Origin of the sequence: Ponticaulis profundi (assembly GCF_042659465.1) — a bacterium.
Lineage (GTDB): Bacteria > Pseudomonadota > Alphaproteobacteria > Caulobacterales > Hyphomonadaceae > Ponticaulis > Ponticaulis profundi.
The window spans coordinates 110364-131965 of sequence record NZ_JBHSSW010000066.1 but is presented as its reverse complement, the minus strand read 5'-3'; the positions used below and the strand labels follow the sequence as shown (position 1 = coordinate 131965).

Below are 21602 nucleotides of genomic sequence, written 5' to 3'. Positions count from 1 at the left end.
AAGAGCGCTTTTTTACTCTTTCTTACACCATTCAAGTAACTTCCTTGGAAACGATGATTTAGGAATGTTTGTTCAACTAAATCTCGATTCATCCGTTGCAAAATATGGCACCGTATTTTACGAAAAGATGCGTATGAATACCGGTGGGGGTGGTAAAAATGACAACAGAACAATTGCTTCAAACTGATCGAAGCTCACCAGAATCCAAAACATCTCGAGACTTCATTCGTGACGTCTTCGCACTGCTTCTCGGACGTATCCCACCTGAAAATATCATCGAAGAGCGGCTGTCTCAGTCAAATTTCGAGGTCGCGAAGCGTTGCATTACAGCGCCAGAGTTTTCAGAGAAAGCGCTCGCTCGGTATCTGACACGAGAGTTCGAAAAGAAGCAGGCTTCTTCAATCACTTTTGAAGCATCGTTTATCAATCTTGCAGTGCAAACTTTACTTCAGCAAGAGTATATAAAAAGCGTACCGTCAAATCACGACGAGACATTAAGCTGGCTCGATGCATTCGAGTTATTTCTCTATACGCTTCACATTAATTCCCCGACATTCTTAGCGGAAGAAACTCCAGATCATGAGAATATACGACTGTATTTTCAGTCATTGGATATTCGAGAAAAAGTCGATCGTTACGTTGCCTCAGGTGATTTCGTCCGGGCATATTTAGCAAGCAGCCGAGCTGTCAAAGCAGGGCTTCGCTCTCTTCTAGAACGTCAGTTTTTATCCGCAATTCTGCTGGGCGTGAATTTTCATACATTGTACAAATTACGCGATCCAGCTCATACTGCTATAGGCAAACACCTAGAATACTTGTTCAGTGAACAATTTTCCGAGAAAGACTACGGCTCTGAACCTGCCATAACAGCACTTTCTAGCGAAATCGTTTCTTTCTTTCTTCTTCCAGATACATTTAAGAACGCGTTGCTTTCAGTACGCTCATCATCTGATTTTCCAATTACTACGGCAGTGACATCGTTAATTGAGGAAACAAATGAGAATATTCAAAAACCTATCACGCTAATTGATCAGTCGGAAAAGGGGCGACTATGCATTCTTAGTCGAAATAAGGAAAAATCGATTGATCAGTCCCTTATTTCGTTAGATCGAGAAGTAATACATCATCGTTACGATACCCCTGAAGAGCTTGAGCAACTTCCCGAAGAACCGGGGGAATTGAAAATTTTATTGAATGAAGTCCAGGGCGATGAGTTACAATTTTCGCCTCTCGAGCTCGATATTGTAGATGTTCTTTGTGACTGGAATCCGGCCGTTCAATTTAGAGCGGAGAATGAAATTTATGAAATCCGTGGGTTTGATTTTGAAACTATTGAAATCTCCGGGCCAGCAACAGACCCTATCGCCGTCGCAACTAAAAAGTCCAAAGATGATTTTGAATATATTCACTTACGTGATTCACTTACATCTACACAAAACGATTATCTTAATGAATTAGACTCCACTACTTTGCTTGTTCGCACTCAATCGAGAGAGCAGAAGTACCAAGAGCAAGAAGCACCACAAGAAGCACCACAAGAAGCACTAGGGGCAATAACTGTTCTGAATATCGACCTCCGAACCAACAAGGAAACGGACCATCCGCAAGTAAGGTCAACTCATTACTGCACTCTGGGGACATTGCCTGTTCTTAATTTTGTCTATTTAGATATAGAGAATGGGAACTCGTGCGAAGATGTATTGAAAATGATCAACAGGCATCAACTCGATGCCGGTACTCCCGTCCTACTTTTAACGGATGATTTCCAATACGCTCCCGACTACGCTGAGGCACTTACACTCCAGTTCCTACGATTTGGCGGCATGCAGCCCCTTTCACTTAGGCGGTTGGAATTTAACACTGATGCTAAACTAGAGCTTCGCTCATCTACTTCTATTAGAGATAGCTTTGCTAGCCCTTTGAGTTGCTCGATAGCTCCGTTGCATATAGTGTTAGAAGCGCTTCAAGCGCAGAGCGAGATTCCGGTTTCAGATACATTACTCATTTCGAAGAATGGCCAGATCACATGGAGCAACCCTGCTGACATTCTCATTGGAGACGGGTTGCCTTTAATTGATCGAATAATCGTTGAGCCATACTCACTCCAGAGAATTCACTCCGCACGCAACAACTCTATCCGTGAACTACGAAACAGCGATCGGGTAGCAGGCTTACTTGCTACTTCGCTTGCTCACCGATCTGCCGACAAAGCACGTTTGGTGCTATTGAACCAATTGGTAGATGCCACTTCGGCAGACGGTAACGACTTAAAAGAGAAAATCGAAGCTGTTCTTAAGGACGAGCAGATTGATAAATTTAGCGAACTCATGAATTACGGACACGGTGAACAAGTTTGCGAGTTTGTGGTTTCTTGTTTCAGAAGCCCCGAAGTATTGACCGTATTGTCCCTCACTGCCTTCTCTAATTTGATCAACTTAGTTCAAGCCGCCGCTCTTCAGCAAGTCATTAGTAATATAGCGAAAGTTCATGCTTGGCAGATTGTCAGCAAAGAACCGAGAAAGATCACATCACTTTATACGCTTTTTGCCTCGGGACTTACGCAGGAGGATTTTTATTCAGTCTGTTCGGCGTCGATTGTTAGAGCATTCGAAGGTCGCTTAAATACAAGGCGTTGTATCCGTCTTTTGGACGTCTTTACGCGTTTTGCGTCTCCAGAAGTAGTAAAACTAACAGCACTGCTTATAGATGAAATGGCGCCGGATTTTTTGAAGAAGAATGAGAATACTCATATGCTCCTTGGCCGCGCACTGTTGGGAAATTATACAGAACTCGTCTTTCCGAACAGTGGCGTTGACTTGGAAGCTCTAGCTAAAGCGGTTTCACCGAAATCCAAAGTTATTGAAGCTGTAGCCTGCGGTGACCGAGAGCAATTACTACGACTACTTAGGGGCTACTCAGAAAGCGGAACACCCCTTAGAGATCTGATTGAATGGTTACGTCCATATACATTTGAAGTATCTCAGCTTAATATCACAGCTGTTGATTGGCGGTACAATATCTATTCATCGGCTCCGAACGTCATGAGAATGGCCTGCATCCTTCGTGACAAAAACGTTATAACGTATCTGCTGCCGGAGATTGACGATCCCGAACTTCAGGTCATTGCAAATGCAGCAATAGGAAACCTGGATGAGCTCAATTCTTATTATGCTAAGAATGCCAAAAATCTTGGATTATCGTCGTTATCTTTCAAAGGAGAGAACAATGTTGAGTTGTTTCGACATTTTTCATCACAGGCAACAGGTACCCGCCTAGACACCCCGTCTGGATCCCCACTTGTATCAGTAGTGATGACCGTCTTTGATCCTGATTTAGACTTACTAGATTTGGCTATCCAGTCCGTTCTGAATCAGACAGTCGAAGATATAGAATTATTTTTAATTGACGATTTGTCCGAACCTGGAATTGGGTCGAAAATTGCAGATTTAGCAAGTATCGACGCCAGAATCAGATATTTCGCATTTCCATCCAACTGTGGACCCTATGTAGGTCGAAACTTTGCGATTGATCGAGCGAAAGGCAAGTTTATAGCAATTCAAGATGGTGACGATTATTCACATCCTCAGCGGCTCGAAAAACAGTTAAGCTTGTTCGATCAGTATAAATTCCTTCAGGGCTGTGCAAGCAATCATATTCGGTTTGATGCCAATGCTTTGCCGCAAATGGAACATGGGTTTTCATTGCTTGGCGATGGCACGATGTCTTCAGTCTTTCGCAGGACAGTTTTTGACGAGATTGGTGGCTTTATCCCGTCCCGCTCTCGAGGAGATGTAGAGTTTCGTGAACGCTTAAAGGGGGTCTACGGACCCGCAGCTTTTTATCAAATCTCCGAGCCACTAATCTTTTGCAATTCAACACCCTCAACGTTATCTCACACTATCAACCGCCAAAAGCGTGAGCATTTACAAGAGCTTCGTGTAAATCTAAGTCGGCGCTCTTGGGATTATACTCAAGATATACCGACACCGCTCCACGATCTTGCAATACCTTTCGGATTGCGTGCTAAAACAAACTAATCTGACTGAAAAGCGATAACGACAGATGGACCATTCACTTCACGTTGACGTTTGCCTTACATCAATTTCCTCACGGATTGCGGAAGTTCACAAAACAATTTCAACAATTTTGTCGCAAGACTATCCAAGCTTCAACGTTTATCTATATCTTTCCGACGAGCCGTTCTTGCTTGATAAAGGTGTCTCGAAGTCGCTACCCGAAAGCCTTCAAAGGCTCATTCGTGCCGATAAAAGATTTCAGGTTAGATTTGTGCCGAATTGGGGGCCATACCGAAAGGCTATACCCTATCTGATGGAACATCAGCAGCAACACAGAGTTTTCGTGACAGCTGATGATGATACTATTTATCCATCCCATTGGCTTTCCGGATTAGTCGAGCAATATAAAATTCATCGGTGCATCATCTGCTATCGCGGACACGCCATTCAAACTAGCGGTAAATCGTTCATGCCATACCGGCGATGGATGACAAGCGGTATCCGTCAGAATCCGGATATCTATATTGTTCCGACTGGAAAAGATGGAGTTCTATACGATACGACCCTCCTCCATCCTCGGATTATAGACGTGAATACGGCTCTAAAGGTAGCACCAACGGCTGATGATTTGTGGTTCAAATGGCATTCTGCGGCTGTTGGCACGTCAACCTTTATCATCAATTCGGATTATTCGACAGGTACTTTTGACGGCACCGACTTTGAAGAGAGTTTGTATCAACGTTTCAACAAAGGAGGAAAAAACGATGATACACTTGTAAGTTTATCTAAATATAGCCGGGATAGTTTAAAGTTCGACATGCTTACACTTAGTTCTGTTTAGTTAGCGGACTCGCAGGTTTTCTAAGCTCCACCGCTTCAGCAACCGCCTTGAAATGATTTGCCAATTGAACCGTTCGTGCAGCGTTTGTTGTGCGTGTTTAACCTGCTTTTTGATCTGATCATCCCCGCGTTCCACTGATTTCAATGCATCTAAAAGTTCAGTCTTGTTGATTGGATCAATCAATTGTCCGGATTCTCCGTATTGGAGAGCGAATGGTAGCCCCCCCGTTTGAGCCGCAATGACGGGAATATTACATGCCATCGCTTCCAAAGCCGCAATGCCGAACCCCTCTACATCACCATTTTTCATTGGCAATGATAACAAACAGAACACGTCTAGAGCATTCAAAAGTTCCCTTTTTTTGCTTTCGCTCGCTTGTCCTACAAATCGCACGCGCTTTATTACGCCGTGCGACTCTGCAAGCGACTTTAAGTTTTTTCGTTCGGGGCCGTCGCCAATTAAGAGCAAAAAGCCGTTCGGAACTTCTTCTAAGATCTCGACAAGAGAACGGAAGTTTTTCGAAAGCACTAGTCGACCTACCGAGCCGATCAGTAGCGCTTCCGTAGGAATGCCCAGCTCAAATCGTATTGATTCAGCTGAGTTTTTACGAGGCACAGAAATCTCATTCTCCGGCAAACCGCAGCCGATCACATGAATACTCTCACCCGAACGCCCGGTCTTATGCACGAGACTTTTGGTAAACGGTGAATTCACCAGAACTTCGTCAGCCCTGTGCAGTGTTCTCATCGTTTCCCATTCAATCGACGGCAACTCACGGGATACTTGCTTTTGTAAAAAGCTCCATAGCGCCCGGCAGGTTAGGTGATGTTTAAGTTCAGACCCGTGAATCACCAGAGAAAGCGGTGTCTTTGTTTCCAGTGATAAATGTGACAAAACCTGTCCGTAGCCATGGATATGAAATGCCAAAAAGCGATCATAATTGGTCTCATCACCCAAGGTTTGAAACATGCTGGATATCCGAGGGGCCTCACGCTCCCTGAACTCCCGCCCCTCAAATATACCCCCCTGAAAACCGACATCCGAAATGAGCTGGTAGTGGCGAGGCCACTTTTCCAAGTCGTCGCCTGCGCATGGCGCGACTAATGTCACTTCAGCGCCAGCACATTGTAATGCGTTACAAAGATGATGTGTCATCAGAGACACGCCCCCAAGATGAGGCAGGTAATCCACTGATGCCGCAAGAATGCGAATTGCTCCATCTCCCGCTGACGTTTACCGCTTCCGGACTCGAGCAAACTTATATTCTGTAATTACCGCGAAATATACTTCCAGGCTGCATATGTTCGTCCCAAGCTGTTTCCAGTTGACTGAGCCTCTGACGAATAGCTTCAGGTTGCCCACCATAGCCATTATCAGCCACATTCATCATTGCTGAAACCACATCCTCCACCTCCACGTCAGCCCACTCCGCTCCAGAGCTCGCGTATTTCCCGTATACATCGTCTGTTGATTTCACGGGTATCAATTTGTGAGGCAGGCTTCCTTGTCCGGCGTCGCACATATAGTCCATGTTTCCAGACCAACCAGTTCCAATAATCGGTCGATTTAGCCAGGCAGATTCAGCCAGCCCCAGTCCGAACCCTTCGGATCTGTGTGTGGACACGACGCAGTCGACCTTATTCCAAAGTTCCTGATAGTTAGATTCGCCAAGCGTCCAATTTAGCCATCGAACGTTACTCATTCCAGCCAACTGCTCTCGAATTTTCACTTCATGGCATTCTTTCAGGTTTCTGGTTTTAAGAATCAATTCGAATTCACTGCTATCCCTAAAAGCAATCCGAAACGCCTCCAGTGCTGTAAGAATGTTTTTACGAGAAAAACTCGAGTTTCCATCCATCTGAATAAAAAATGTTCTTGCCTTTTTTACATCGCGCTCATCCACTCTTCTAACGGTACGACCGAGCGAAACAGGATGCGTTAGTAAGCTTGTCTGCACACCTTTTGTTGCAAGAGAGTCCTGCACGAACTTACTTGGCACGAGCACATCATCAAACATATCAGACATTGAGCTCCAGCCCTTCGGAAAAACGTCCAGCTCCCAAGCCCAGTAGCTTAACCACATTCCGCGTGGCGTTTTTCTCGGATCAACAGAGAGCAGAAATGCCAACACTTCCGGCGGGTTCGCATGAATAATCCATCCATAATCCTCAGGCGCGTCTATAGATTTTGCAAAATAGGGACGCGTATTCATCACGTTCCGAATATTGTGCCGAATAACTTTGAAGCCTAGCATTTCGAGTTTCGTGGCGGTTAGTTCAGCTGACCGTGCCAAACCGAATTCATCTCGAAAAAAGCCGGAAACAACAAATCCTTCAGGCCAATACTTTTTTTCTCGTCCCCGGCTCAAAGACTGGTGACGCCAGCGTGCTAGAGTAAGCAACGCCTCATACACAGCGCGTTTAATCAAGATCAAATGACTCTACTCAACTCAAAATAATAGTTTTGCCGTGCAGGAGTACACGGTTAATGTAAAGTGAAATAATGACATTCGCTGTGATCCCCCTTCTCATCCCAGCTAATGAGACCGAAATCCGACTTCGATTACAAACGTTTTTTTGAATTTAGGCCGTTAAAGCAGAGACGCCCACATTCATGGTTCTCTCGCATCCAAGATATGCTTAGCCGCAAATCGTGTACGCAAATCTCGCACCACTCTATCCATTTCACAGAGAGGCACGATACGAAAACATAAAAACTCATTAGTTTCGCCAGAAATAGAAGTTGCGAATGTTCAGTTGCGAGTAGGCTTAGAACCTCTTACTCAATGAAAGCGTCGTGCCTGATGGGATGAAAGGTTGGACACATCTGATGTCTTTAAACCTCGTTGCATCGTACAGCGTAATAAACCGGGCGGGAGTGATTAAATGACCGAACTTGAAATCAACGCTCAGGCCAAGCGCCTGAACGCATCTTCACTGAAAGCTCTTGCAGAACAGAGAAGTGACTCAATCTACAGCGCAGGCCCGTGGACATTGAATGCGTCGCGTCAATTTCTCGATTCTGAAGCAGAACAGGCACTTCTGAGTTTCGCGAAAAGCCAGAACATCGAAGGCGCGATTTCCGCGCTTTTTGCTGGTGAGCACGTAAATGCGTCCGAAGATCGGCCCGCCACGCACTGGGCTCTACGCGCAAACCCGTCAGACAATCCCGATGTCGAAGCGCTTCGTGTCACGCTGGACCCGGCACTTGAATATGCCGAAAAAGTGCGTTCGGACGGTAAGTTCAAAACCGTCCTACACCTTGGCATTGGTGGATCGGACTTTGGGCCGCGCCTGTTGCACGATGCCTGCAAGGACGATTACCCAAATGAGATTGATGTAAGGTTCGCGGCCAATGTCGATCCTCTCGACCTTGATCGTGCGCTTAGTGGGTTAGATCCTCACACCACGCTGGTTGTGGGCGTTTCAAAATCCTTCTCATCAGAAGAGACCATCTACAATCTGGAACGCGTTCGTGACTGGATGAGTGAGCATGTCGGACGTGAATGGCCCGAACATTTTGCTCTTGTGACGGCTTCTCCAGATAAGGCAAAAGCCTGGCTGGGGCGCGACAGCGACCGCCTGTTCGATATGCCGATCAGTGTCGGAGGGCGTTTTTCGCTTTGGTCAAACGGTAGCCTCGCCTGCATGATTGCCTTCGGGAAAAGCTGGTTTGAAGAATTTCTGGCGGGTGCGCGAGAAATGGATGAGCACGTCCAAACCGCTGCCCTGACAGACAATCTCGCACTGAAACTCGCCCTGATCGATTATTGGAATATGACCATTCGAAACGTCGAATCCGGCATTGTTCTGGCTTATTCGAACGCCTTACGCATGCTGCCGACATATCTGCAGCAATTGGAACTGGAATCGAATGGGAAGAGCGTTCAACCCGATGGCTCGTCCATCCCCGCAAAATCCATCTCAGGCCTGTGGGGCGGCGAAGGCACGATCGGGCAGCACTCCTACCACCAATGGCTGCACCAAGGGACATGCAATGTTGCGGTGGAATTCATCGTTGCACTAAATCCGGACCGGGAACCCAATGGAACCCGCGCGCTCATCGCTCACGCACTTGCTCAGGCCGAAGTGCTTGCGAATGGTCGAAGCGAAGAGGAAATTGCCGCGGAAGAGCCAGACCTCGATCCGATCATCCGAAAGCAGAAGGTCATGCCAGGTGGCAAGCCATCATTGATCCTGGCATGTAAGGCGTTCAATGCGCATGCGCTTGGCGCTCTGATCGCACTCTACGAGCACCGCACATTTCTGGCTGGCCGCCTCTGGGGGGTAAACAGTTTTGACCAGTGGGGCGTCGAACGCGGCAAGGTTCAGGCAGCCAAAATCAAGAAAGCGCTCGCTGGTGAATCCGAAACTGATGACCCGATTACCGCTCAGCTTGTGGACTTTTTCCGCAAATGACGTAGAGCGGACCCGAGAACACATTCAACTTCAATAGCGGGTAACATCATGCAGTTTTTTGTCGACACCGCCGATGTCGCGGCCATTCGCGAACTCGACGAACTGGGTCTTCTTGACGGGGTTACAACAAACCCTTCGCTTATCGCCAAATCCGGCCGAAAGAATGAAAACGTTATCGAAGAGATTTGCTCTTTCGTAACGGGCCCGGTTTCTGCAGAAGTTCTGGCAACCGATTTCAAAGGCATGCTGAGCGAAGGCAAGGAACTTGCAAAGATTGCGCCGAACGTTGCCGTCAAAGTACCGCTCACCTGGGACGGCCTGCGCGCCTGTAAAGTCCTGTCGTCCGAAGGCACGATGGTCAATGTCACACTTTGCTTTAGTGCCAATCAGGCCCTGCTCGCAGCGAAGGCTGGCGCAACGTTCATCTCTCCCTTCATCGGACGACTGGATGACCTCGCGCTCGACGGGATGGAACTGATCCGCGACATTCGTCTGATCTACGACAACTATGACGACCTCAACACGCAAATTCTGGCGGCATCAATTCGCGGCCCGAACCACGTGAAGGATTCAGCCCTGGCAGGCGCTGATGTTGCAACCGTGCCGCCAAACGTCCTGAAGGCGCTGGTCAATCACCCACTTACGGATAAAGGGCTCGAAGCCTTTCTCGCCGACGCTGCGAAAGCCAAAGGCTGATCGCTCGTTCAATGAGACAACGATCAAAGGCGCTGCCCCGGTCAGCGCCTTTTTTGTACCGCCGAGCCATGTGCAGACACCTTGAAGATGTTCCAGGTCAGAGCGCGGCAAAGTGTGGCGATACTGATTTTACGATTCTTACGCAGAGCTTTTCGCTCGCGTCGAAATGACAAAGCGTCTGCCCAGCCCGCCTTGGTACCTCTCCAGACGTATCGACTATACGGTTTGCCAAAATGTTTTAGGATCAGAAAGGCTGTCAGACCAAGATGTGCCGGTAAGGTCAGCGCCAAGAGCGCAGCCGGCATGTTTCCGACATATGTCCAGACCCGGTTTCGTGACCCGTGAAAAACGGAAAACTCGCTCTCTTCTCCAGCCAGTCCGCCGCCTTTGTGATGTATGATCGCATCTGGAAGGAACAGACAGTGCTCTCCATCCAAACGCAGTCGGAAAGAAAGATCGACATCTTCGACATAACAAAAATAGCGCTCATCAAAGCCATCATGCTTCAGGAAGACATCCTTGCGGTAGATGGCGCCAGCACCGCAGGGGCCAAAACACTCGCCGACAAAGTCCGGCTTGCTTGAAACCGGCTTAAGATAGCCGCCACGCCACGGAAATCCATAAGCCGAATACCCGTCGCCAACACCATCAAGCAGCCCTTTCTCTTCCATACGCAGCTGCGTTGAAGCGAACATCGCTGTCTCCGGATATTTCGCAATGGCATCGTGGAGCACCTGAAGCCAGTCTGGCTCTGCCACGGCATCTGCATTCAAGAGCACAATCCATTTGCCGTTCGCGCGTCGCGCAGCAACATTGTTGCCTTCTGCAAATCCGGAATTGCGCCTCATCATGATAACCTGAGATGAAATCAGTTCTGACAGATCGAGTGTTTCCATCGATCCATCATGAGAATCATTATCCACGATCCAGGTTTCAAAGCGCGTGAAGGTCTGCCCGACAAGCGAGTTTACGCACTGCTGCAAATACGCGCCGGCATTGTAATTGACGATGATGACGGAAAAAAACGGTTCTTCCAGCAAGATACTCCCCTCTTCCCCTGCCCTCTACGCGATGCTTCTACGACCGGTCCAGCTACGGTCTTACATATTCCATCGGCTTGCTTAGGCCGATCTTAGCTGAATCATGTTTAACAGCGATAAAGACTCACCTTCAGGTTAAGGCACCATGACATATCTGGAAGCATTGCACGCCGCCGTAATTGCCAGCATTCGGGAAAATGGCCCCATGCTGGGTAAAGAACTCGTCGAGCATCATCCGGACAAGAATTATCTGCAGCTCTGGCAAGCCTGCTTCACCTGTGACGAGATCATGATCTCGCACTTTTCACGCTACTATCTTCGCTACGATATCACGCGGGAAGATTCGATCCGGCTGAGCCCGTCAATCCTGCGCGACTTCCTGTCCTTCACACTGTTCTCCCTGCCAGGGCAACGCGAGCAAGTCATCGATCGACAGGTTCTGTTGTCCAATCACCACCGCGTGGTCAGCATGGAGAAAACTCAGATTGCGCGAAACATTCTGCGTCAGATCATGCGCAAGATTCCCCGCGAGGAACATCACCTGCTCTGCGCTTTTCTGGCCGGTGACATTGCCTATTTCCTTGCCCACCGCGAACCACGCGAGGTCGCTGCAATCGGGGAAATGGTGAACGGATCCGACATCGACATCATCATTGTCGAAGACGGTCTCAGCGAAGAATCCATCCAGCTGATCGATCAGGAGATGATGTCCTTCAAGAACTATTATCTCCGCCATCCGGACTATCGTGAAGAGGTCGACTATATCTGCAAGAGCAAAGAGACGATGTTCGACCAGCTCGCTTATCAGAATATTGATCAGAAGATTGCCAGCAAGATTGCCTATGAAGCGATTTCGCTCGCGGGCTCCGTCGAAATTTTCTCGCAGATCAAGAACCAGGTCGACGCGGCCGGCACGAAGGATCTTATTGAGCGTGACTTTCTATACGGCCTCGATAACCGCAAGAAAGCCATGCGAACGCTTCTTTCAACGGATGCACAATCGATTGATGCCGACACCGAGTCTTTGTTCTTCTTCTCGCAGGAGCGCGTGGAATTCAAATAGGCGGCCCAGCGCCTAGGAGACACCAATCTTCAACAAGTCGTGCATGTGAATGAAGCCAACGGGTTTGTTGTCCGCATCAGTGACGAAGATCTGTGTCAGCTTTTTCGACCCGCTTGTCATTTGGCGCAGAACATCTGCTGCCAACACATCGGCAGCAATGGTCACCGGGCTTTTCGTCATGATCTCATCAACAGATTTGCTCGGCAAATCGGCTGAAAGATGACGACGTAGATCACCATCCGTGATGATACCAATCAGCGCACCCTGAGACGACACAATGCCCATACAACCGAACCCCTTGCGGCTTAACTCCGCGACAGCATCGGGAACGCTGGTGCCCGTCTCAACCAGCGGCATCTCATCACCTGAATGCATGAGCTCCTTCGCGCTTGTCAGCGCAGCGCCCAGTGATCCACCCGGATGATAGCGCTTGAAGTCTTCTGCCGTGAAACCACGTTTTTCGATCAGTGCAACCGCGAGCGCGTCACCAAGCGCCATCATCAGGGTTGTGGACGTTGTGGGTGCTCGTGTTTCACCACAGGCTTCAGCAGCATTCGGAACCAGCAAGAGATAGTCTGACGCACGACCGAGGGCACTATCAGCCTCCATCGTCATGCCAATCAAGGGCACAGAAAAACGGCGACAATAGGCAATCAGGTCTGACAATTCCTTTGTCTCACCTGATTTCGATAGTGCCAGCACGGCATCATCTGTCGAGATCATGCCGAGATCGCCATGACTGGCTTCTGCCGGGTGAACAAAATAAGCCTGCGTACCGGTCGACGCCAGCGTTGCAGCAATCTTGCGGGCGACGTGCCCCGATTTGCCGACACCCGCACATGCCAGGCGCCCCTTCGTCCTGGAGAGACATTCGACAACCCGGATCGCCTCATCGCCCAGCGACTCTTCCAGAGCCGTCATACCGTCTATCTCAACAGCGATGGTACGTTTGAGTGCGGAAAGAATGCGGTCTGCTGCTTCGCTCATGGCTTAATCCTTGATCACTCCCGGAAATACCAAAGCAGCACTCCGACAGATCAGATATCGTTTGGCGCGACGTTCCAGAGTCGCGGATGAATTACGCCATCATCAACATCAGCCAAGCAAAAATGCCCTGTTTTGACCTTAGGTGACGGCGCAGTTTGATCGCCGTCATATAGTGCGGTGTGGAAGAAACGCAAATTGCCATTCGACGTAATGAGCAGAACACAGGACGCACTCTGGTATTCAGACAAAACATCGCTCAGAACACCCTCAGCGTTTGCTCTGAGAGTCTGCTCGTCCGGAGCCCAGTCCGCGCCGGCCGGACGAATGGTTCGCTCTCTCCAGTCGTCAATCACCTCAGCGCCGAAGAGCGCTTCAACTTCATCGTCTGACTTGCCGCCCCAGCTGCCATAGTCAATTTCCTTGAGGCGCTCATCAATCCGGATTCCTCCCTCGAAACCGAGGTCCTGAGAGATAATCTCTGCACCAACTTTGGTTCTGAGAAGCGGACCGGCTATGATTGCGTCCGGCTTCAGTTTCATACGCTTGATGGCCGCCGCCATGTCGTGCGCCTGCTGCAGGCCTTTCTCGACGAGCGGGTAGTCTTCCTTCGCACCGACCCAGACCGGCGTATCACCGGGGCCGAAAGTATTGCCATGCCTTGCAAGTATCAGTTTCATGTTTCCCCCTCACCGGATTTGTCATCCAGATAATCGAGAAGTCTCTGATAGGTCTCGCGCCGCCCGACATCCACCCAGCGATCCGAAATCGGCAGTGCCGCAATATGCGCCCCCTGACCGATCAGCCTTTGAATAAAGTCCGGCATGTCGATGACTTCAGCATGTGCCATCGCGTTCAGCACTTGCGGAGACAACACATACATGCCCGCACTGATCGTAACAGATTGCGTCGGCTTTTCCTCAACCCGGCTAACCCGCTGAGTATCACTATAAACAACCCCATACGGAACCTGGAAAGCAGCTTCTCGCGTGCACATGGTCAAGGCCGCGCTCGATGCCTTATGCGCATCAATGACTTTTCGATAATCCAGATCGGTAATGAGATCTGCGTTTGCAACAATGATCGGCTCTTCCGGGACAGGATCGAGCAATGATAGCCCGCCAGCAGTGCCCAGCGCTTCAGGCTCATCAATGTAACCTATCTCGACGCCCCATTTGGAACCATCGCCAAAATGGGCCTTCAGCTGATCGGCCATATGACGCACAGATAGTTTGAAGCGTGCAAACCCCTGCTGGATCATCTGGCACATGATGTGCTCCAGCATTGGGTGATCTGCGATTGGCAAAAGCGGTTTGGGTACATCCTTCGTCAACGGCATCATGCGCCGTCCAAAACCGCCAGCCATCAGAACCACGAGCTCACTGCGCGCAGGCCCCGTCAGTCTTGTGGATGCCGTTTTGGAAAGAATGTCTTCAATGTCCAGTTGCTCTCCCTGAATCCGATAGGACATGGCTGGAGACTGACTCAGCATGGACGAAACCTTCCGGGAAACCATTTGCATTCAACGTCGTTCTGAAGCGGTGCGCAGAACTTCGCAAGAGGCGTGCGCAGGAAAAGCGTCGCAGTGTCCAATCCTGACTTTCTGTGCCAAGAAGATCAGCAGTTCGACGACAGGATGTAAGAGCCGATGATTGTTTGCCCGGATCAAATTGCCACCGATCGCGACATTTCCCTTTTTGCAGATGACATGCGTCGGCACGAAAAAGAACTACAGCAGGCACTTCATAAAGCGCGCGTATGCGTGATTGGTGGTGCTGGCTCAATCGGATCGGCGACCGTCAATGAACTTGCCAGATACCCGTTGGACGAACTCGTTATCATTGACCAGAATGAAAACGCGCTGGCGAATTTGACGCGCACATTCCGGTCTGCGCCGGAACCGCCTATACCACGGGCCCTGACAACCCTGCCTTTCGACTATGCGTCGGAACTCGGACGACTGTATTTTCAGGACCATCCACCGTTTGACTTCATTCTGAACTTCGCCGCCCTGAAGCATGTAAGAACGGAAAAAGATGCAATTTCAGCGCTCGCCCTGATTGATGCCAACGTGCTCAAGCAAGCGCGATTTTTATCATGGATCGCAGATATCAGTCCCACGGCTGACTATTTCACCGTATCGACAGATAAAGCAGCCAATCCTGTTTCCTTCATGGGAGCCACAAAGCGGCTAATGGAACACGTGGTGTTCAATTCCAAAGCGTCCGAAAAACTGACGGGCCGCAAAGTGTCTGCACGTTTTGCCAATGTGGCTTACTCAAATGGCTCGCTGCTTGAAAGTTTCGCTGATCGAATGCGTCAGCGAGTTCCACTGGCCGCCCCCATCGGGATCAGCCGCTACTTCATCAGTATGCAGGAAGCTGGCGAACTCTGCCTGCTTGCCGCCATTCTGGGAGAATCAGAGCGCATATTGATTCCTCGGCTCGCGCCCGAGGAACACCTCATTCCAGTCGAAGAAATTGCCAGACGCTTTCTCTCGGCAAATGGGTATGATGCCGACGTTTTCACGCTAGAAGAAGAAAATGATGCAAAAGCGAGTGTGAATGCGCTCGCCGAACAAGGCAAATGGCCGCTAATTCTCACGCCCGCTGATACCGCGGGTGAAAAGCCATATGAGGAATTTGCAGGCGACGGAGAAACTCCGGAGCTCAGCAAGTTTCACGCCTTGCTGCGCATTCCCTATCAATCCGGTTTGACCGCATCGGAGGTCGAGGCGAGTCTCGAGCACTTCACCGACTGGATGGCGGGGCGCTCTGCGGATCAGCTGTCACTCGATGCTCTGAAGCAACAAATCGCAGACCTGGAGCCACGCTTTGCCGACGCGCATATTTCATCGGCAAAGCGTTTGGACGATCGAATCTAGCCGTTAAAGCTACGGATCGCTTCGATAACCCTATCCTGATCTGCTTCGGAAAGATAAGGATGCATTGGCAGCGCCAGGACCGTCGCCGCCTTTGCCTCTGTCACGGGCAATCCGCCAGGTCCCTGTCCGAAGTCTGCATAGGCTCCATTCACATGCATAGGGACAGGATAATACACAGCGGTCGGGACATCCTGTCCTCGCAGATGCGCCTGCAAACCGTCGCGGTTCTCGTGTTCGATCACATATTGCGCCCAGGTCGAAATCACGCCTCCCATGACCTGCGGAACGGCTTTCACAACACCGCTCAGGCCTTCCGCGTAGCGGTCAGCAACCTTGTTGCGCAGCTCAATCTCTTCAGCAAAAATATTGAGCTTCTCAATCAGAATTGCCGCCTGGATCGTGTCGAGACGTGAGTTCAGACCGATGCGCATATTGAAATATTTCGGGTCGTGCTCAAAGCTTACCCCCTTCAGATCCGAAGGGGTCACCTTGCCGTGCACACGCACGCTATCGATGAGCTCAGCCTGCTGATCATCATTTGTCAGAACCGCGCCGCCATCGCCATAACAGCCAAGAGGTTTGGCAGGGAAAAAGCTCGTCGTCGCAACATCTGCAAAGTCTGACGGGTGTTTACCGTTCAGGGTCGTACCGAACCCTTGCGCACTATCGGCAATGAGCTTCAGACCATACCTGTCCGCGATTTCGCGAATTTTCGGGTAATCTGCACTCTGTCCGAACAAGTCGACAGCGATGATCACTTTTGGCGTCAGACGACCTTCTGCCTGAACGGCCTGAATTGCTTTCTCGAGATGATCCGGATCCATATTGAACGTGTCCGGCAGGATATCGACGAAGACAGGTTCCGCGCCAACCCACGGCACAACTTCAGCTGTCGCGCAAAATGTGAAGCTCGGACAGAAAACGGCATCACCTGCACCAACACCCCAGGCCATGAGAGGCAGGGCCAGAGCGTCCGTTCCGTTCCCGCACCCAAGCGCATGCTTTGCATTTGAAAATTCTGCAAGACTTGCTTCAAAGCTGCGGACTTCCGGTCCCATCACATACATGCCGTGCGTGAGCACGTTGGAAATCGCCTCGTTTACCTGAGTTTCGATCCGCTTACGCTGAGCTTGAAGGTCAATGAACTGCATCAAACAGGCTCCTTGATTGATTTGTGCGTGCTCTATCGCGTTCGAACGCCCTGCGCCACGCACAAAGCATTCCGAAACATTTCAAACAAAGCGCACTGGGATACCTAACCGTTCCGATAGTCGCGGAACCATTCAACAAACTTCGGCAGCCCCACTTCCAGAGGCGTGGATGCCTGAAAGCCGAAATCGTTCTGAATCGCGGAAATGTCAGCGCAGGTGTCCTTCACGTCGCCAGCCTGCATCGGAAGGAAGTCTTTCTGGGCCTCGATGCCAAGCGCATCTTCAATCGTCTCAATCATCTTCATGAGCTGGATCGGACGGTTGTTGCCAATGTTATAGAGCTTGTGCGGCGGTTGCCCGGGCGTGAAATCCACCTGCTGGGTGATGGTTGCCATCAGGCCTGCAATGATATCGTCAATATAGGTAAAGTCCCGGCGCATTTTGCCATGGTTGAACACCTGGATCGGCTCGCCCTTGAGGATTTTATCTGCAAAAATCCAATAGGCCATGTCCGGGCGTCCCCACGCGCCATAAACGGTGAAGAATCGCAGACCGATCTGCGGAATATCGAACAGGGACGAATAGCTCGCGCTCAGAAGCTCATCAGCGGCTTTCGTGGCTGCATACAGCGATTTGGGCTGACTGATGCGAACATCTTCATGGAATGGCGGGTTGTGCTCATCACCATAGACCGAGCTGGATGACGCATAGACGATCCGCTGCAGCTTCGGGGCATGCCGGCAGAATTCCAGCATAGACACCTGCCCCACGAGGTTTGACTGCACATAATCGAATGGATTCACAAGCGAATTACGCACACCGGCCTGAGCAGCAAGATGAACGAACACATCAACGTCTTTGCGATCTGGCAGCGCCGCGAGCGCGCCATATTCAGCGATATCCACCAGATAGAAACGGAAATTCTTGTGAGCCTCGAGCCGGTCGAGCCGCGCCTGCTTCAACGACGTCGCATAATATGTGTTCAGATTGTCGATGCCGACAACTTCATACCCTTCAGAGAGCAGTTTTTCACACAGGTGGTAACCGATGAAACCTGCCGCTCCGGTAACGATACACTTCATGCTGTCAGCTAACTCCGAACCTTCGTTCAAATATAAAGCGCTTTCCCTAACCAATCGATAGCCGGGCTCAAAGCGTCTTTGCTAATATGCTCAAAAGCATAGTCGCAGTCATAACAGACAACAAAAAAGCTGACTATTTTGAGCGAATAAAAATCAGGAAGAAAGCAGTTCGCCAAGCAGGTCAATATGATGGCTAAGGCCTGGCAGGGGCAGAGAGACTCGAACTCCCGACCCTCGGTTTTGGAGACCGATGCTCTACCAACTGAGCTATACCCCTAAGGCCAGAAGGGAGCTGTTAGTCTGAAATGATCGACGGTGCAAGACTCTAAGGTCAGGAATTATACTTTTTACCCGATCACACTGAAGCCCCCGCGATGAAATCATGAATGCAAGCGCCTTGCCGCATTCAGCGCTCACTCAAGAGAAAGCTGCCAGGCTCATTTCATGATGAAGCATATCATAAAGACCGGAGCGGTTTCTGCAGCGTTGGCTGCAGCCACTCTCCTCACCCCAACAGCGCTTGCAGACACGAGCCTGAAGGAAACGTTGGTATCGCCGAACCGCACACCTGCTTCGGTCACCTTTGCGCACAAATCCGACAAGCCCCACTATGGTCAGACGTCCGGATACAAAAACAATAGGAACTGGAAAACACGTGAAGCCATCGCATTATGCGAGCGCGCCATCTCGCGCCAGACTGACTTTGCGTTCAGAGCACCACATGTCCACGCCGACTATGGACGCCGCATGAGCATTGACCGCGTCCGAAGAGGTGGCATCCGCATTGAGGCGCCAGTGCAGGTCTCACACCGCGGACAAATGGTTCGCATCGCTTCAAGCTGCACCGTTCAGCGCGGTCGGGTTACAGATTTGGATTTCAACGTGCAGCAAGCAAAACGAAAGCTTCGCGCAAGCAACCCATATATCAATCCAAATAAGCGTTATGCGTATTGGCGTTAAACTCCGGCTGATGGAGTAGAAAGCAGACTGCCCGGAGAAAACCTCCGGGTGATTGACGCTACGCGAGGACTGAAAATTGCCATAACTGCCCAGCGAATGGACGTTTTCACAAAAGTATCAGTTTTTTACTTCCCACCTTGCCATTCCCTGCCGTCCCTATATCAGTGTCCAAAAAGAAGGAAATGCCAGGGGCTAGCCATGAAAGACATTCTCGAAGCGTTGGAAGCCAAGCGCGAGCAGGCACGCATTGGTGGTGGTCAGAAACGGATCGACCGCCAACACGAAAAAGGAAAGCTCACAGCGCGTGAGCGCATCGAGCTGCTGCTCGACGAAGGCTCTTTCGAAGAATGGGATATGTTCGTCGAACATACCTGCAATGACTTCGGTATGTCGGAACAGAAAACTCCAGGCGACGGCGTTGTCACCGGCTGGGGTACTGTGAACGGTCGCCTCGTGTATGTCTTCTCTAAAGACTTCACCGTGTTCGGTGGTTCGCTTTCGAAGGCGCACGCTGCGAAGATCGTGAAAGTTCAGAAGGCTGCCGCCAAGAACGGCGCGCCAGTTATCGGCCTGTTTGATGCTGGTGGCGCCCGCATCCAGGAAGGCGTCGACAGCCTTGCAGGCTATGCCGACATCTTCATGGAGAATGTGCTCTCTTCGGGCGTGATCCCACAGATCTCGGTCATTATGGGGCCATGCGCAGGTGGCGACGTCTATTCACCAGCCATGACCGACTTCATCTTCATGGTGAAAGATACATCCTACATGTATGTCACCGGGCCTGACGTCGTGAAAACGGTTACAAACGAGACCGTCAGCCACGAAGACCTCGGTGGCGCGCGCGTGCACTCCTCGAAATCCGGCGTTGTCGATGGCGCTTTCGACAACGATATCGAAGCGCTCACACAGATCCGCCGCCTCGTCGACTTTCTGCCCTTGTCGAACCGCGAAAGTGCTCCGACTCGTCCGAGCTTCGACAATCCAGAGCGCATTGACGAATCGCTTGATACGCTGGTTCCGGACAACCCGAACAAGCCGTATGACATGCGCGAGCTGATCGAGAAGGTCGCAGACGAAGGTGACTTCTTCGAGATCGGCAAAGACTTCGGCATGAACATCCTGACCGGCTTTGGCCGAATGGAAGGTCAGACGGTCGGCTTCGTTGCCAACCAGCCAATGAGCCTTGCCGGCGTTCTCGACATCGATGCCTCACGTAAAGCGGCTCGTTTCGTTCGCTTCTGCGACTGCTTCAATATTCCGATTGTGACCTTCGTCGACGTTCCAGGCTTCATGCCGGGCACGAAGCAGGAATATGGCGGCCTCATCAAACACGGCGCCAAGCTTCTGTTTGCTTACGCTGAAGCAACTGTCCCGAAAGTAACTATCATCACGCGCAAAGCTTATGGTGGCGCTTACGACGTGATGAGCTCCAAACACCTTCGCGGCGACGTCAACTATGCGTGGCCGAAAGCGGAAATCGCCGTTATGGGTGCCAAGGGCGCAGTTGAGATCATCTTCCGTTCCGATCTCGGCAATGAAGAGAAAATTGCCGAGAAAACGAAAGAGTACGAAGACAACTTCGCCAACCCGTTCGTTGCGGCTCGCAAAGGCTATATTGACGACATCATCATGCCGCACTCCACGCGTAAGCGTGTTGCGCGCGCCCTTCGTCAATTGAAAACGAAGAACGTGACCAACCCTGCGAAAAAGCACGACAACATTCCGCTTTAAAAGCGGTCAGGCTGGCCGCTTCATGCAAGTGGCCAGCTTTTATTTTACGACTATTCGGCGCCATAGTGCGTCCTGCCCGAATTTGAGGAACTGGATATGCGTAACCTTTTGATGACGTCTGTGTTCGCTTTGACCCTCGCCGCCTGCGGTGGATCGGACAACACGCCATCGTCTCAGCCGACAACCAGCACCCCTGCACCAGCTGAAACCAGCACGCCAGAGGTTACGCCCACGCCGGAAACTCAGGCCGAAGCGCCAACAGAAACACCGGATACGGCCGACGCTGCGGTTGAGACCGCTGAAATCGATCCACGACTGGCATCCCTGCCTGCTCCGTATAACGAAGCAGATCTGACGACAGGCGCTCGCATTTACCGCCAATGCTCAACCTGCCACCTTCTCGAGAAGGATGCGGGCAATCGCGTTGGTCCGAATCTGCATGATATTCTCGATCGTCCTGCTGGCGCTGTAGACAGCTTCAACTACTCCAAAGCCATGCAGGAATCCGGCATGACATGGACGCTGGAGCATCTGGACAAGTATCTGGAAAATCCGCGCGCCTATATCCCAGGCAATCGAATGAGCTTTGCAGGTCTGCGCCGACCAAATGACCGCAGAGATGTGATTGCCTATCTTCTGCTGGAAAGCGGAAGCCTCGACGAAGCCGAATAGGCAAATCTGATTTTCATGAAAAAAGCCTGGCTCGATATCGAGCCAGGCTTTTTTGTTTGTCCCC

At 50.6% G+C, this 21602-nt stretch carries 17 protein-coding genes and 1 tRNA gene; 9 read left to right on the top strand and 9 right to left on the bottom strand.

All coding sequences use genetic code 11. From position 1 onward, the window contains the following. The first annotated feature begins 158 nt into the window (after positions 1-158). A complete protein-coding gene (locus ACFQDM_RS16595; protein ID WP_377381030.1) occupies positions 159-4037 on the top strand; it encodes a glycosyltransferase family 2 protein in 3879 nt (1292 codons plus the stop codon). A gap of 25 nt (positions 4038-4062) precedes the next feature. Next, complete coding sequence (locus ACFQDM_RS16590) at positions 4063-4857, top strand: hypothetical protein (protein ID WP_377381027.1); 795 nt, start codon at positions 4063-4065, stop codon at positions 4855-4857. Here ACFQDM_RS16590 and ACFQDM_RS16585 read toward each other — a convergent pair whose 3' ends face one another. Together ACFQDM_RS16585 and ACFQDM_RS16580 are read right to left on the bottom strand one after the other, a co-directional pair. Continuing rightward, positions 4858-6021: a glycosyltransferase family 4 protein gene (locus ACFQDM_RS16585; RefSeq protein ID WP_377382480.1), complete on the bottom strand. Its 1164-nt coding sequence runs from the start codon at positions 6019-6021 to the stop codon at positions 4858-4860. A 94-nt stretch (positions 6022-6115) separates the two neighbouring features. Further along, positions 6116-7291, bottom strand: coding sequence for a glycosyltransferase (locus ACFQDM_RS16580; RefSeq protein ID WP_377381024.1), 1176 nt, complete (start codon positions 7289-7291; stop codon positions 6116-6118). A 451-nt stretch (positions 7292-7742) separates the two neighbouring features. Between ACFQDM_RS16580 and ACFQDM_RS16575 the strand changes: the two genes are divergently transcribed. Together ACFQDM_RS16575 and fsa are read left to right on the top strand one after the other, a co-directional pair. Next, the gene (locus ACFQDM_RS16575) at positions 7743-9275 is read left to right on the top strand and encodes a glucose-6-phosphate isomerase (protein ID WP_377381022.1); all 1533 of its coding nucleotides are present in this window, start codon (positions 7743-7745) and stop codon (positions 9273-9275) included. Positions 9276-9323: 48 nt separating this feature from the next. Then, positions 9324-9971 (top strand): fructose-6-phosphate aldolase, encoded by a 648-nt coding sequence (gene fsa / locus ACFQDM_RS16570; protein WP_377381019.1) that lies wholly within the window; start codon positions 9324-9326, stop codon positions 9969-9971. 41 nt (positions 9972-10012) lie between these two features. Here fsa and ACFQDM_RS16565 read toward each other — a convergent pair whose 3' ends face one another. Continuing rightward, entirely contained in the window at positions 10013-11011 is a 999-nt protein-coding gene (locus ACFQDM_RS16565) for a glycosyltransferase family 2 protein (RefSeq protein ID WP_377381016.1), read from the bottom strand. 145 nt (positions 11012-11156) lie between these two features. On the opposite strand from ACFQDM_RS16565, the gene ACFQDM_RS16560 reads away from it, so the two are divergent. Next, positions 11157-12074: a hypothetical protein gene (locus tag ACFQDM_RS16560; protein WP_377381014.1), complete on the top strand. Its 918-nt coding sequence runs from the start codon at positions 11157-11159 to the stop codon at positions 12072-12074. Between the two features lie 12 nt (positions 12075-12086). Here the strand turns inward: ACFQDM_RS16560 and ACFQDM_RS16555 are convergent, their stop codons facing one another. The 3 genes from ACFQDM_RS16555 to ACFQDM_RS16545 are packed head-to-tail and all read right to left on the bottom strand — an operon-like array spanning position 12087 to position 14550. Next, a complete protein-coding gene (locus ACFQDM_RS16555; RefSeq protein ID WP_377381012.1) occupies positions 12087-13061 on the bottom strand; it encodes a KpsF/GutQ family sugar-phosphate isomerase in 975 nt (324 codons plus the stop codon). A gap of 50 nt (positions 13062-13111) precedes the next feature. Further along, complete coding sequence (locus ACFQDM_RS16550; protein WP_377381009.1) at positions 13112-13738, bottom strand: histidine phosphatase family protein; 627 nt, start codon at positions 13736-13738, stop codon at positions 13112-13114. Further along, on the bottom strand, positions 13735-14550 hold the full coding sequence (locus tag ACFQDM_RS16545; protein WP_377381006.1) for a nucleotidyltransferase family protein: 816 nt from the start codon (positions 14548-14550) through the stop codon (positions 13735-13737). The genes ACFQDM_RS16550 and ACFQDM_RS16545 overlap by 4 nt, the downstream gene beginning before the upstream one ends. A 216-nt stretch (positions 14551-14766) precedes the next feature. Here ACFQDM_RS16545 and ACFQDM_RS16540 point away from each other — a divergent pair, with 216 nt between their 5' ends. Next, entirely contained in the window at positions 14767-15942 is a 1176-nt protein-coding gene (locus tag ACFQDM_RS16540) for a polysaccharide biosynthesis protein (RefSeq protein ID WP_377381005.1), read from the top strand. Here the strand turns inward: ACFQDM_RS16540 and ACFQDM_RS16535 are convergent. From ACFQDM_RS16535 to ACFQDM_RS16525, 3 genes are all read right to left on the bottom strand, one after another. Then, positions 15939-17093: a DegT/DnrJ/EryC1/StrS family aminotransferase gene (locus ACFQDM_RS16535; RefSeq protein WP_377381002.1), complete on the bottom strand. Its 1155-nt coding sequence runs from the start codon at positions 17091-17093 to the stop codon at positions 15939-15941. The two genes, ACFQDM_RS16540 and ACFQDM_RS16535, sit on opposite strands and share 4 nt — an antisense overlap. Before the next feature lie 104 nt (positions 17094-17197). Beyond that, positions 17198-18175, bottom strand: a complete 978-nt coding sequence (locus tag ACFQDM_RS16530; protein WP_377381000.1) for an NAD-dependent epimerase/dehydratase family protein — start codon at positions 18173-18175, stop codon at positions 17198-17200. A 201-nt stretch (positions 18176-18376) separates the two neighbouring features. Continuing rightward, positions 18377-18452, bottom strand: a tRNA-Trp gene (locus ACFQDM_RS16525). Between the two features lie 170 nt (positions 18453-18622). Between ACFQDM_RS16525 and ACFQDM_RS16520 the strand changes: the two genes are divergently transcribed. The 3 genes from ACFQDM_RS16520 (at position 18623) to ACFQDM_RS16510 (ending at position 21538) form a co-directional block, all read left to right on the top strand. Further along, positions 18623-19135: a hypothetical protein gene (locus ACFQDM_RS16520; protein WP_377380998.1), complete on the top strand. Its 513-nt coding sequence runs from the start codon at positions 18623-18625 to the stop codon at positions 19133-19135. Positions 19136-19333: 198 nt separating this feature from the next. Continuing rightward, the gene (locus ACFQDM_RS16515) at positions 19334-20866 is read left to right on the top strand and encodes an acyl-CoA carboxylase subunit beta (protein ID WP_377380995.1); all 1533 of its coding nucleotides are present in this window, start codon (positions 19334-19336) and stop codon (positions 20864-20866) included. Positions 20867-20962: 96 nt separating this feature from the next. After that, positions 20963-21538 (top strand): c-type cytochrome, encoded by a 576-nt coding sequence (locus ACFQDM_RS16510; protein ID WP_377380992.1) that lies wholly within the window; start codon positions 20963-20965, stop codon positions 21536-21538. The last annotated feature ends 64 nt before the right edge of the window (positions 21539-21602 follow it).

Excerpts from the sequence above, each read along its gene's own strand:
- ACFQDM_RS16595 (WP_377381030.1), top strand. The coding sequence starts at position 159 with ATGACAACAGAACAATTGCTTCAAACTGATCGAAGCTCACCAGAATCC.
- ACFQDM_RS16590 (WP_377381027.1), top strand. The coding sequence starts at position 4,063 with ATGGACCATTCACTTCACGTTGACGTTTGCCTTACATCAATTTCCTCA.
- ACFQDM_RS16575 (WP_377381022.1), top strand. The coding sequence starts at position 7,743 with ATGACCGAACTTGAAATCAACGCTCAGGCCAAGCGCCTGAACGCATCT.
- fsa (WP_377381019.1), top strand. The coding sequence starts at position 9,324 with ATGCAGTTTTTTGTCGACACCGCCGATGTCGCGGCCATTCGCGAACTC.
- ACFQDM_RS16560 (WP_377381014.1), top strand. The coding sequence starts at position 11,157 with ATGACATATCTGGAAGCATTGCACGCCGCCGTAATTGCCAGCATTCGG.
- ACFQDM_RS16555 (WP_377381012.1), bottom strand. The coding sequence starts at position 13,061 with ATGAGCGAAGCAGCAGACCGCATTCTTTCCGCACTCAAACGTACCATC.
- ACFQDM_RS16550 (WP_377381009.1), bottom strand. The coding sequence starts at position 13,738 with ATGAAACTGATACTTGCAAGGCATGGCAATACTTTCGGCCCCGGTGAT.
- ACFQDM_RS16545 (WP_377381006.1), bottom strand. The coding sequence starts at position 14,550 with ATGCTGAGTCAGTCTCCAGCCATGTCCTATCGGATTCAGGGAGAGCAA.
- ACFQDM_RS16540 (WP_377381005.1), top strand. The coding sequence starts at position 14,767 with ATGCGTCGGCACGAAAAAGAACTACAGCAGGCACTTCATAAAGCGCGC.
- ACFQDM_RS16535 (WP_377381002.1), bottom strand. The coding sequence starts at position 17,093 with ATGCAGTTCATTGACCTTCAAGCTCAGCGTAAGCGGATCGAAACTCAG.
- ACFQDM_RS16530 (WP_377381000.1), bottom strand. The coding sequence starts at position 18,175 with ATGAAGTGTATCGTTACCGGAGCGGCAGGTTTCATCGGTTACCACCTG.
- ACFQDM_RS16520 (WP_377380998.1), top strand. The coding sequence starts at position 18,623 with ATGAAGCATATCATAAAGACCGGAGCGGTTTCTGCAGCGTTGGCTGCA.
- ACFQDM_RS16515 (WP_377380995.1), top strand. The coding sequence starts at position 19,334 with ATGAAAGACATTCTCGAAGCGTTGGAAGCCAAGCGCGAGCAGGCACGC.
- ACFQDM_RS16510 (WP_377380992.1), top strand. The coding sequence starts at position 20,963 with ATGCGTAACCTTTTGATGACGTCTGTGTTCGCTTTGACCCTCGCCGCC.